The organism is Variovorax sp. GW821-FHT10D07 (genome assembly GCF_059415325.1).
Genome location: NZ_JBWKMZ010000010.1, coordinates 185403 through 197004, shown reverse-complemented (window position 1 = coordinate 197004; position 11602 = coordinate 185403). Strand labels below are relative to the sequence as shown.

Here is an 11602-nt window from a genome sequence, read left to right as displayed (position 1 = left end):
CATGGGGGGGCGACAAACAAACACTCCTTTCCCCCCCCCCGCGCTTTTTTCCGTGGGCGCAGGCGATTCCAGCATCGGAGAAACGACATGGCCACCATCACATCGACCGGCATCGGCAGCCAGCTCGACGTCGAATCCATCATCACGCAGCTGATGGCGATCGAGAAGAAGCCGCTGACCGCGCTGCAGGGCACGGCGTCCACGCTCGACAACAAGATCTCGGCCTTCGGCACGCTGAAGTCGCAACTCTCGGCGCTGTCCGACGCGGCCACCAAGCTGGCGGCCGCCGCGACCTGGAACGCGAAGACCGCCTCGAGCTCGAACGCCACCGCGCTGAGCGCGAGCGTGACCAAGGCCGGCGACGCCGTGGCCAGCAGCTTCACCATGCAGGTGTCGCAGCTCGCGCGCGCCCAGGCCGTGTCCTCGGGCGCGGTGGCCACGGGCACCGGCTTCGGCCTCGGCACGCTGAGCATCCAGCTCGGCGACTGGAACGACACCGACGCGGGCGGCCCGAACTTCGCGGCCGGCGACAAGCCGGCGATCGACATCAGCGTGAACGAGGGCGACAGCCTCTCGGCCATCGCGGCCAAGATCAACGCCGCCGGCGCGGGCGTCAGCGCCACCGTGCTCAAGGACCTCTCGGGCGAGCGGCTGATGCTGCGCTCGGGCGCCACCGGCGAGGCCGCGGGCTTTCGCGTGACCGCGGCGCCCGTGGGCTCGGGCGACGGTGCCGACCTCGGTCTGCTGGCCTTCGACGGCACGGGGCAGGGCATGGGGGCGAACCCGGTGCAGTACGCGCGCAATGCCGAGGCCACCATCAACGGCGTGGCGATCCGCTCGGACAGCAACGTGCTGGCCGACACCGTGCCGGGCCTGAGCCTCACGCTGTCACAGGTGACGACGGCGCCGGTCGAGGTTGCCGTGACCACCGACACCTCGGGCCTGCGCAGCACGATCCAGGCCTTCGTGACGGCCTACAACACCATGAACCAGACGCTGAACTCGGCCACCGCCTACGACGCGGCGAGCAAGACCGCGGCGCTGCTGCAGGGCGACTCCACCGCCGTGAGCCTGCAGAACGCGCTGCGCAGCCTGGTCGGCGCGCCCTCGGGCGGCGGCGCGATCCAGCGTCTGAGCGACCTCGGCATCACGGTCGCCAAGGACGGCGCGGGCAACCTCGCGCTCGACACCGCCAAGCTCGACACGGCGCTGAAGAACCCGGCCGCCGTGCAGCAGTTCTTCGCCGCGCCGCAGAACACCGTGGACTCCAGCGCCACCGGCTTCGCCACGCGGCTGTCGGCCTTCACCCAGGCGGCCGTGGCCACCGACGGCACGCTCGACACCCGCACCCAGTCGCTCAAGGCCCAGCGCAAGGACAACGACAAGAGCCAGGACAACCTCAACGACCGGCTGACGCTGACCGAGAAGCGGCTGCGCGCGCAGTACACGGCGCTGGACACCAAGATGGCCTCGCTGACCGCGCTCAACACCTACATCTCCCAGCAGGTGGCGCAGTGGAACAAGTCCACCAGCTGAGGCGTGAGATCGGGCGCGCGCGCCGGGCCCGCGGGCCTCAACTTCCGCACCGGAATGCCGATAAAGAAGGCATAGACACCGGAACAGGAAGCCGCACCATGTACACCTCGCCCGCAGCCCGCGCCGCCAAGGCCTACTCCAGAGTGGGCGCCGAATCGGGCGTGGACGCCTCGACCTCCCCGCACCGGCTCATCGAACTGCTGTTCGACGGCCTGCTGCAGTCGATCCACGCCGCCAGCGGCGCGCTGGCGCGCGGCGACATCGCGCTCAAGGGCCAGCAGATCATGCGGGCGGTGCGATTCCTCGAGGAGGGCCTCAAGGGTGGGCTCGACGAGGCCCGGGGTGGAGAACTCGCGGTTACACTCCGCGCGTTGTACGACTATTGCATCAACCGCCTGACGGTCGCCAACCTCCGCAACGACGGGGCGGCCCTGGCGGAAGTGGCCTCGCTGATCGCACCGGTCGCACAGAGCTGGAAACAGATCGGGCCCTCCCAGCCCGCGCAGGCCGCCTGAGGCGTCCTTGGAGTCCTTCATGCAAGAGCGACTGCTCGACTACTACAAAGCGATCGAAGCCGCGAGCAAGCAGATGCTCGAGGCCGCCCGCATGGAAGACTGGGAAGGCGTGGTGCGCTGCGAAGGCGCCTGCGCCGTGCTGATCGAGCAGTTGCGCTTCAAGGCCACCACCCTCGAACTGCCGCGCACCGACCGCGCCGAGAAGACCCGCGTGATGCAGCGCATCCTGCGCAACGATGCCGAGATCCGGCTGTTGGCCGAGCCGTGGATCGCCGACCTCGACCACCTGTTCGATTCGCGGCTGCAGCTGATCCACTGAAGAAGAAGGACCGACACCGCCGGCAAGGCGGTGGCTCGGTCCGGCAAGACAGGCGGGCAGGGCGCCCGTCGCCTCACACCTGCATGTTCATGATGTCGCTGTAGGCCTGCACCATGCGGTTGCGCACGTGCATCGTGGCCTGGAAGCCGATCTGCGCCTTCTGGATCGCGACCATGGTCTGCTCCAGGCTGACGTTCGGGTTCTCGAGCTGAACCTCGCGCTGCAGCGCGCCGGCCTGGTTCTGGGCCGCGCTCACCGACTGCAGCGCACCCGAGAGCGCCCCGGCGAAGCCGCCGCCGCTGCCCTCGGCGGCCGAGGGCGCGGCGCGCGCCGTGCGCGCGAAAGCCTGCGCCGAGGTGGGCGAAGTCAGCGGTGCGAGTCGGAGGTCCATGGGCACCGATGCTACGGGCGCTCGGCCGAGCGCGATCGCGGGGAAATGGGCAGGAAAGCAGCCCTTTATCGGGCTTATGTGGGACGGGGCCGGCCCGAATAATCGCAGCGAGCACGAAGCGCCTTCCGCGCCGTGCGAACACCCGCACCGCCGAGCCCATGTCCACCGCCGTCGCCGAACTTCCCGCCGCCCAGCCCGCGTCCCTTGCCGCCCCGGCCTGGCAGGGCCGCCTCGCGTCGCTCGACCGGCGCCAGCGCCTGCGGCTGGCGATCGGTGCCGCGCTGCTGGTGGCGCTGGCCGTGGCCGCCATCGTGATGGGCCGCCAGGCCGACTGGCGCGTGCTCTACGCCAACCTCGGCGACAAGGACGGCGGCGCGATCGTCGCCCAGCTCGCCCAGATGAACGTGCCCTACAAGTACACCGAGGGCGGCGGCGCCGTGATGGTGCCGGCCGACAAGGTGCACGACGTGCGCCTGCGCCTGGCCTCGCTGGGCCTGCCCAAGGGCTCGGTGGCCGGCTTCGAGCTGATGGAGAACAACCGCTTCGGCATGACCCAGTTTCAGGAGAAGCTGAGCTTCCAGCGCGGCCTCGAGGGCGAGCTCACGCGCTCGATCCAGGGCCTGGCCTCGGTGCAGAGCGCGCGCGTGCACCTGGCGCTGCCGAACCAGAACGGCTTCTTCCGCGAGCAGCAGAAGCCCTCGGCCTCGGTGCTGCTGACCTTGCACCCGGGCCGCACGCTCGAGCGCAACCAGATCGCGGGCATCGTGCACCTGGTGGCCTCGAGCGTGCCCGAGCTCGCGCCCTCGGCCGTGAGCGTGGTCGACGACAGCGGCAAGCTGCTGTCGCAGACCGGCGACGGCGCCACGGGCGGCGCGGGTGCCGGCGAGGGCCAGCAGCTGCAGTACGTGCAGCAGATCGAGCAGCAGTACATGCGCCGCATCCTCGACATCCTCGAGCCGGTGGTGGGGCGCCAGAACGTGAAGGCGCAGGTCACGGCCGACGTGGACTTCTCGCAGAGCGAGACGACCATGGAGGAGCACCGCCCGAACCAGGCGGCCGAGGCCGGCGCCGTGCGCAGCCAGCAGACGGTGGAGACCACCGGCCCCGGCGCGGCCGGTGCCACGCCGCCCGCGGGCGTGCCCGGCGCGACCTCGAACCAGCCGCCCGGTGCCTCGTCGGCGCCGGTCAACGGGCCGGCCGCGGCGCTCGCGCCCACAGGTGCGGCCGCCGCGGGTGCCGCGGCCCAGCGTCCGCCGGGCAAGCGCGAGTCCACCATCAACTACGAGGTCGACAAGACCGTGAAGACCGTGCGAAGCGCCAGCGGCCAGATCCGCCGGCTCAGCGCGGCGGTGGTCGTCAACTACCAGGGCGTGGCCGATGCCGCGGGCAAGGTGGTGCCGACCGCGCTGTCGGCGCAGCAGGTCGAGCAGATGACGGCGCTGGTGCGCGAGAGCATCGGCTTCAACAAGGAGCGCGGCGACTCGGTGAACCTGATGAACACGCCGTTCCTGGTCGACGCGCCGGTGCAGGTCGAGCTGCCGCTGTGGAAGCGCCCCGAAACGCTCGAGCTGGCGCGCAGCTTCGCCTGGCCCGTGGGGCTGGTGCTGATCGGCGCGATCGTGCTGTTGGGCATGGTGCGCCCCGGCCTCAAGGCCATGGCCGCGGCCAAGCCGCTGCCCGGCAGCACCACGCCGGCGCTCGGCGGTCCCGCCGCCGGCAGCCAGCTCAACGCGATGGTGGCCGACACGCCCGAGCGTCCCGCGCTCGGCGCGCCCGAGGCGGTGGCCGTGCCCTCGCCGCAGGAGCAGGTGCCCGAGCAGATGCGGCTGGAGGGCGCGCGCCAGATGGCGCGGCAGAACCCGGTGGCGGTGGCGAACATCGTCAAGACCTGGGTCCACGGCTGAGCGGGAACCAGGCAGATGGACGAACAGGGACTCAACGACGCGGCGATCCTGCTGATGTCGCTCGGTGAACACGAAGCCGGCGAGGTGCTGCGGCACCTGTCGCCGCGCGAGGTGCAGAAGATCGGCGAGACCATCGCCAAAACCCGCGCGGTGTCGCGCGAGCGGCTCGGCGAGGTGGCGGACCGCTTCATCACCGCCACCGCGGGCCAGAGCCTGTTCGCGGCCGACACCGGCGACTACGTGCGCTCGGTGATGCGCCACGCGCTCGGCGAGGAGAAGGCCTCGATCCTGGTCGACCGCATCCTGCAGACCGCCGACCTCAGCGGCATCGAGAACCTCAAGTGGATGGACGCGCCGTCGGTGGCCGAGGTGCTCAAGCTCGAGCATCCGCAGATCGTGGCCGCGATCCTGGTGCACCTGGAGCCCGAGCATGCCTCGGCGATCCTGCTGCAACTGCCCGACCTGCAGCGCGCCGAGGTGCTGCTGCGCGTGGCCACGCTCGAGGGCATCCAGCCGGCCGCGCTCGAAGACCTCAACGAGGTGATGTTCCGCGTGCTTTCGGGCGGCGCCAAGGTGCGCAAGCCCTCGCTGGGCGGACCGCGCACGGCGGCCGGCATGATCAACCTGCTGGGCAGCGGCGCCGATGCGCAGGCCATCGCGGCGATCCGCAACCACGATGCCGAGCTGGCGCAGCAGATCGCCGACCTGACCTTCGTCTTCGACGACGTGATGAAGCTCGACGACAAGTCGCTGCAGCTGGTGATGAAGGAGATCGCGTCCGAGACGCTGATCGTCGCGCTCAAGGGCGCGGCGCCGCCGCTGCGCGACAAGTTCCTCTCGAACATGTCCTCGCGCGCGGCCGAGGCGCTGCGCGAGGACCTCGAGGCGCGCGGGCCGCTGCGGCTGTCGGAGGTCGAGGCGCAGCAGAAGGAAATCCTCAAGGCGCTGCGCCGGCTCGCCGACGAAGGCCAGATCATGCTGGGCGGTGGCGATGGCGGGTTCGTCTGATGGGCGCACGCATGACGCTGGCTGAAACGACGGAGGTCCGGGCGTGAGCCGCGGCGCCTTCATCCGCGGCGAGGACGTCGCGCGCTTCGCGCGCTGGCAGTTCGCCGCTGTCGGCGCCGAGGGCAACGTGCTCGGCGGCGTGGTCGATCCCGAGGCGATCGAGGAGGCGCGCCAGCAGGGCCGCGACGAAGGCTATGCGGCCGGCCGCGCGGCCGCGCAGGCCGAGGCGCGCGAACAGATGGAGGCCTACCAGGCCAACGAGGGCCTGGAGGCCGCGCAGCGCGTGGCCGCCTTGCTCGCAAGCGCCGAGGCGCAGCTGGCCGAGGTGCAGCAGGAGCTCGCGCGCGGCACGCTCGAGATCGCCTGCGCGCTCGCGCGCCAGGTGCTGCGCCAGGAGATCGCGACGCGGCCGGCCGTGCTCGAGCCGGTGGTGCGCGAGGCGCTCGCGATGCTCGCGGTCGATGGCAAGGCCAGCGCCGTGCGGCTGTCGCCGGCCGATTTCGAGAGGCTGGGCGTCGCGCTGCGCGCCGAGTTCGAGGGCCAGCCCGTGAGCGTGGTGGCCGACGCGGGCATCGCGCCCGGCGACTGCCTGGTCGAGTCGGCCGGCACCGTCATCGACGGCGGCGTGGCCACGCGCTGGTCGCGCGCGGTCGCGGCGCTGGGCCTGGCGATGCCGTGGCAGGACGACGCGGCGCCGAAGGACCCGGATGCGGCTGGCTGACCCGCTCGACTGGCGCCAGTTCATGGCCGATGCGCAGGCGCGGCTGGCGCACGACGCCGGCCTCGAGGCGCGCGGCACGCTGACCCGGCTCACCGGCCTGGTGCTCGAGGCCTCGGGCATCCGCGCGCCCGTGGGCTCGCAGTGCCTGGTGCGCATGGGCAGCCAGCCCGCGGTGCTGGCCGAGGTGGTGGGTTTCTCGAACGACCGCGCCTTCCTGATGCCGGCCGGCGAGGTGCAGGGCCTGTCGAGCGGTGCCAGCGTGGTGCCGGCCGCGCCCTACGTACCGGTGCCGCGGCTCGGCGAGGCCGACCCCGGCATCGCGCCGCGCGTGGGCGCGCTGCGGCTGCCGCTGGGCGACGGCCTGCTGGGCCGCGTGGTCGATCCGCAGGGCCATGTGCTCGACGACCTGGGCCCTTTGACCGAGGTCAGCGCCGAGCCGCTGGACCGCGCGCCGATCAACGCGATGGACCGCGACCCGGTGCGCGAGCCGCTCGATACCGGCGTGCGCGCGATCAATGCCTTGCTGACCGTCGGCCGTGGCCAGCGCATCGGCCTGTTCGCCGGCTCGGGCGTGGGCAAGAGCGTGCTGCTCGGGATGATGGCGCGCTACACCGCGGCCGACGTGATCGTGGTCGGCCTGATCGGCGAGCGCGGCCGCGAGGTGAAGGAATTCATCGAGGACATCCTCGGCCCCGAGGGCCGCGCGCGCTCGGTGGTGGTGGCCGCGCCGGCCGATTCGCCACCGCTGCTGCGCATGCAGGGCGCGAGCTATGCCACCGCGGTGGCCGAGCATTTCCGCGACCAGGGGCTGCACGTGCTGCTGCTGATGGATTCGCTCACGCGCTATGCGATGGCGCAGCGCGAGATCGCGCTGGCGATCGGCGAGGCGCCGGCCACCAAGGGCTATCCGCCCTCGTGCTTCGCCAAGCTGCCGCGGCTGGTGGAGCGCAGCGGCAACGGCCTCAACGGCGTGGGCTCGATCACCGCCTTCTACACCGTGCTGTCGGAGGGCGACGACCAGCAGGACCCGATCGCCGACGCCGCGCGCGCCATCCTCGACGGCCACATCGTGCTGTCGCGCGCGCTGGCCGAGGAGGCGCATTTCCCGGCCATCGACATCGAGCAGTCGGCCTCGCGCGTGATGCACAACGTGGCCTCGGCCGGCCACCTCGAGTGCGCGCGCCACTTCCGCGCCATCTACTCGCGCTACCGCAAGAGCCGCGACCTGGTGCGCGTGGGCGCCTATGCCGCGGGCAGCGACCCGGCGCTCGACCAGGCGATCCGGCTGCAGCCCGCGATGACCGCGTTCCTGCAGCAGCGCATGCACGAGAGCGCGCCCTTCGATGTGAGCCTCGGCGGCATGGCCGACGTGCTCGAGGGCCGGCAGCCATGAGCGCCGCGCCGGGCCGCCCCAAGCAAGCTCGCACCGCAGTGCGAAGCACGAAGGTACTTCGATGAGCGGTCTCGAAATCGCGGCCGACATGGCGCGCGACCGGCGCGACGCCGCGGTGCAGGTGCTCGCGCAGGCGCGGCAGAAGTGGCTCGCGGGCCAGGTGCAGCTCGACCAGCTCGAGAGCTACGCGCAGGAATGCACCGCGCGCTGGGCCACGCGCTCTCTCAACTGCACGCCCGAGTTGATGCGCCACCACTACCAGTTCATGGAGCGGCTCGATCACGCGATCGCGTTGCAGACCGGCATCGTGCGCGAGCTCGGCCAGGGCGTGGAGCGCGCGGCCGTGCCGGTGCGCGAGGCCGAGGCGCGGCTCGAGAGCCTGCGCCAGCTGGTACAGGCGCGCGAGCGCGAGCTGCAGCTGCAGGCCGACCGGCGCGCGCAGAAGCAGACGGACGAACAGGCGGCGCTGCAGCACCGCCGGCACCAGGAACGCACGGAGGAATGGCGATGAGCGTCGAAGTCGCGCGCACGGGCGTCGATCCCTTGCTGCCCGCGCGTGCGCCGGCCGCGCGCGAGCAAGGCGGCGCGGCCGATGCCTTCGACCGGGCGCTCGAGGACGCGAATGAATCCCAGGCCTCGGAGGCGGCGGAAGCGGCCGGCGAGGAGGGCGCTTCGAGGCCCGCGAAGGCACCCACCGCGGGTGCCTCGAAAGAGGACGAGAAGGCCGACGAGGCGCTTGCCGGCGCACCAGTACCCGCAACCACGCAGCCGGCCGTCGAGCCCTGGATGCTGCTGGCGCAGGGCGCCTTCGTGAGCCGCGAGGGCAAGGCGGGGGACGCGCCCGTCGCCACGGCCGAGGCCGCTGTCGATGCCGTGAACGGCGCCGGAGCGGGACCGAAGCCCGCCAAGGGCATGCCCGCGCTGCCGACGACGCCTGGCACCGCGCAGGACGCCGCTGTCGATCTCCCCGCCGCGCCCACCGCCAAGCCGAATGCCGCGGCGACCGCGCGCAGCACGGCGCAGCGCCTGGCGAACCTGGCGGCGGCCGATGCCGCGGCCGCGCCGCCGCGCACCGCGCCGTCGCAGGCCCTGCCGCCGAAGGAAGAGCTCGCGGCCGCCTCGCTGTCCGCGCAGGCGCGAACGATCCAGGCCGCGGTGACGGAAACCGTCGCCACCGTGGCCGCGCCGCGCCGCGCCGAGCGAAGCACCGAGCGCGGCAGCGCCACCGGCACGCTCGCCGATCCCGGCAGCGTGACCGCGGGCACGTCCTCCTCCGCCTCGGCATCGTCGGCCTGGATGGCGCCCGTGGATGCCGCGTCCGCCGCCGCCTCGGCCGGTGGCGCCGTGCTCGCCGACCGCATGACCGAGCAGGTCAGCTGGTGGCTGGCGCAGAAGTCGCAGGGCGCCGAGGTCTCGCTCGAACTCGCGCCGGGCCAGACCGTGTCGTTCAGCGTGCAGGTGCAGGGCAACGAGGCGCAGATCGCGTTCCGCAGCGACCAGCCCGAGGTGCGCCAGATGCTGGGCCAGGCCGCGGCGCAGCTTAAGGACCTGTTCGGGCAGGAGGGGCTGCTGCTGTCGGGCGTGACCGTGGATGCGCAGTCCGCGGGCACGCAGCAGCGCGGCGAGGGCGAGGGGTGGTCCGATGCGCGCGGCGTGGTGCGCGGCGTCGCGCGGCTCGGTGCGGCCTCCGCCTCGGCGCCCGCGCCGGTCGTCGCGCGTGCGCCGCTGCCGGCGGGGCGCGCGCTCGATCTGTACGTCTGAGCGGTTTTCCCCCCTTTTTTCCGCCCCTTCCCGCGGCCCTCGCGATCGAATAATCGATCGCACGAGGACGGCGATGGCCGCCGTCCGTGCCCCCAAGGAAATCCACCGTGTCCGCCAAAGCCGCCGACTCCGCCACGGCCACCGCCGCGCCGCCGCCCAAGGGCCGGATGAAGCTCGTCCTGGGCATCGTCGTCGCCGTGCTGCTGGCCGGCGGCGCGGCCGCGGGCGGTACCTGGTTCTTCCTCAACAAGACCGGCGCCGCGGCACCGGCTGCCGCCGCCGATGCGGAATCCGAGCCCGATACCAAGCATGCGGACGCCACCTACCTCGCGCTCGAGAACCTGATCGTGAACCTGGCCGACCCGGGCGGCGAACGCGTCGCCCAGATCGGCATGACGCTCGACGTGCGGGACGAGAAGACCGCCGCGCGCCTGAAGACGCTGATGCCCGTGGTGCGCAGCCGGATGCTGATGCTGGTGTCGCAGCGCACTTCCGAGGAACTGCTCAAGCGCGACGGCAAGGAGAAGCTGGCCGATGACGTGATGATCGAGGTGACGCGCGTGCTCAACCCCGACGCGGCGCGCGCCGGCGACGACGAGGCGCCGCGTGCGCGCAAGCCGCGCGCGAACGGCCCGGTGCGCGGCGTGCTGTTCTCCAGCTTCATCGTGCAGTGAGCCCGAAGCGCCCATGAGCAGCAGCGAACAGCACACCGAGGCCACGCCCGAGTCGGCGGCCCCCGCCGACACCGCCGAGCGCATGGCCGACGCGGCCGCGCGCGACTACGACATCACGGCCGGCGAGGAGCGGCTGGTGCGCCGCCCCATGCCCACGCTCGACGTGGTGCACGACCGTTTCGCGCGCAACCTGCGCCAGGGTCTGTTCCAGCTCGTGAGCCGCAGCGCCGACATCGCGATCGAGCCGGTGCAGCTGCTGCGCTTCTCCGATTTCCTCGGCGCCTTGCCGCTGCCGTCCAATTTCAACATCGTGGCGATGCCGCCGCTGCGCGGCCGCGCGCTGGTGGTCTGCGAGGCCACGCTGATCTCGGCGCTGGTCGATGCGCTGTACGGCGGCTCGGGCACGGTGCATGCGCCCATCGAGGGCCGCGACTTCTCGCCGACCGAGCAGCGCGTGATCCAGCGCGCGCTCGGGGCGATCTGCCATGCCTACAACAGCGCCTGGCAGGACGTGTACCCGCTCAAGCTGGTGCCCGACCGTTCCGAGACCCACGTGCAGTTCGTCGACGTGGCCGCGCCCGGCGACACGGTGCTGGTCAACCTGATCAAGGTCAGCGTGGCGGGCGTCACGGGCCACATCCACGTCTGCCTGCCGTATGCCTCGCTCGAGCCGATCCGCTCTGTGCTCTACGGCGCGCAGCAGGCGCGCGAGATGGCCGAGGACCGGCGCTGGGTGACCATGCTCACGCGCGAGATCCAGGCCGCCGAGGTCACGCTGGTGGCCGAGCTGGCCCATCCCGAGGTCACGGTGGCGCAGCTCATGAGCATGAAGCCCGGCGACTTCATCCAGTTCGACCGCCTGCCGCAACTGGTGGCCTCGGTCGAGGGCGCCCCCGTCTTCATCTGCCACTACGGCACCCACAACGCGCGCTACGCCTTGCGCATCGACGAATGCCTGCGCGGCGACGACCCGCACTGGCTTGGAGGTTCACATGTCCACTGATCAAGCCACCCCAGACAACGCGGCCGGCGGCTGGGCCGAGGCGCTCGAGGAAGTGCCCGCGGGCGCCGCCGCTTCGGGCGCGGCGCCGCTGCAGGACATCCAGCGCGTGCTCGACATCCCGGTGCAGCTCTCGGTGGAGCTGGGTCGCAAGAAGGTACCGATCAAGCAGATCCTGCAGCTGGGCCAGGGCTCGATCGTGGAGCTCGACACGCTCGCGAGCGAGCCGATGGACGTGCTGGTCAACGGCTACCTCGTCGCCCAGGGCGAGGTGGTGGTGGTCAACAACAAGTTCGGCATCCGGCTGACCGACGTGGTCGCGCCGGCCGAGCGGCTGCGCCGGCTCAACCGGGTCTGAGGCGGCTTTTCCTCCGTTTGCC

The 11602-nt window shown here is 72.0% G+C and carries 13 protein-coding genes; 12 read left to right on the top strand and 1 reads right to left on the bottom strand.

The genetic code is table 11. From position 1 onward, the window contains the following. Positions 1–87: 87 nt before the first annotated feature. From fliD to AC07PU_RS26775, 3 genes are all read left to right on the top strand, one after another. Positions 88–1536, top strand: a complete 1449-nt coding sequence (gene fliD, locus AC07PU_RS26785; RefSeq protein WP_296787778.1) for a flagellar filament capping protein FliD — start codon at positions 88–90, stop codon at positions 1534–1536. A gap of 98 nt (positions 1537–1634) precedes the next feature. Continuing rightward, positions 1635–2051, top strand: a complete 417-nt coding sequence (gene fliS, locus AC07PU_RS26780; RefSeq protein WP_208509020.1) for a flagellar export chaperone FliS — start codon at positions 1635–1637, stop codon at positions 2049–2051. A gap of 19 nt (positions 2052–2070) precedes the next feature. Beyond that, positions 2071–2370: a flagellar protein FliT gene (locus tag AC07PU_RS26775; protein ID WP_093341673.1), complete on the top strand. Its 300-nt coding sequence runs from the start codon at positions 2071–2073 to the stop codon at positions 2368–2370. A 73-nt stretch (positions 2371–2443) separates the two neighbouring features. Here AC07PU_RS26775 and fliE read toward each other — a convergent pair whose 3' ends face one another. Further along, positions 2444–2761, bottom strand: a complete 318-nt coding sequence (gene fliE / locus AC07PU_RS26770) for a flagellar hook-basal body complex protein FliE (protein ID WP_495321544.1) — start codon at positions 2759–2761, stop codon at positions 2444–2446. Between the two features lie 158 nt (positions 2762–2919). On the opposite strand from fliE, the gene fliF reads away from it, so the two are divergent. The 9 genes from fliF to fliN all read left to right on the top strand — a co-directional run bounded on the left by fliF (position 2920) and on the right by fliN (position 11580). Beyond that, the gene (fliF, locus tag AC07PU_RS26765) at positions 2920–4665 is read left to right on the top strand and encodes a flagellar basal-body MS-ring/collar protein FliF (RefSeq protein WP_495321543.1); all 1746 of its coding nucleotides are present in this window, start codon (positions 2920–2922) and stop codon (positions 4663–4665) included. A gap of 15 nt (positions 4666–4680) precedes the next feature. Next, the gene (gene fliG, locus AC07PU_RS26760) at positions 4681–5673 is read left to right on the top strand and encodes a flagellar motor switch protein FliG (protein ID WP_395347534.1); all 993 of its coding nucleotides are present in this window, start codon (positions 4681–4683) and stop codon (positions 5671–5673) included. 43 nt (positions 5674–5716) lie between these two features. Beyond that, complete coding sequence (locus AC07PU_RS26755) at positions 5717–6394, top strand: FliH/SctL family protein (protein ID WP_398500447.1); 678 nt, start codon at positions 5717–5719, stop codon at positions 6392–6394. Next, complete coding sequence (fliI, locus tag AC07PU_RS26750) at positions 6381–7787, top strand: flagellar protein export ATPase FliI (RefSeq protein WP_093341679.1); 1407 nt, start codon at positions 6381–6383, stop codon at positions 7785–7787. The genes AC07PU_RS26755 and fliI overlap by 14 nt, the downstream gene beginning before the upstream one ends. Before the next feature lie 61 nt (positions 7788–7848). Next, a complete protein-coding gene (locus tag AC07PU_RS26745; protein ID WP_398500445.1) occupies positions 7849–8298 on the top strand; it encodes a flagellar export protein FliJ in 450 nt (149 codons plus the stop codon). Then, positions 8295–9548: a flagellar hook-length control protein FliK gene (locus AC07PU_RS26740; RefSeq protein ID WP_495321542.1), complete on the top strand. Its 1254-nt coding sequence runs from the start codon at positions 8295–8297 to the stop codon at positions 9546–9548. The genes AC07PU_RS26745 and AC07PU_RS26740 overlap by 4 nt, the downstream gene beginning before the upstream one ends. Positions 9549–9655: 107 nt before the next feature. Next, positions 9656–10222 (top strand): flagellar basal body-associated FliL family protein, encoded by a 567-nt coding sequence (locus AC07PU_RS26735; RefSeq protein ID WP_495321541.1) that lies wholly within the window; start codon positions 9656–9658, stop codon positions 10220–10222. Positions 10223–10235: 13 nt separating this feature from the next. Further along, a complete protein-coding gene (fliM, locus tag AC07PU_RS26730) occupies positions 10236–11225 on the top strand; it encodes a flagellar motor switch protein FliM (RefSeq protein WP_495321540.1) in 990 nt (329 codons plus the stop codon). Continuing rightward, positions 11215–11580, top strand: a complete 366-nt coding sequence (fliN, locus tag AC07PU_RS26725) for a flagellar motor switch protein FliN (protein ID WP_093341686.1) — start codon at positions 11215–11217, stop codon at positions 11578–11580. The genes fliM and fliN overlap by 11 nt, the downstream gene beginning before the upstream one ends. Positions 11581–11602 lie beyond the last annotated feature (22 nt).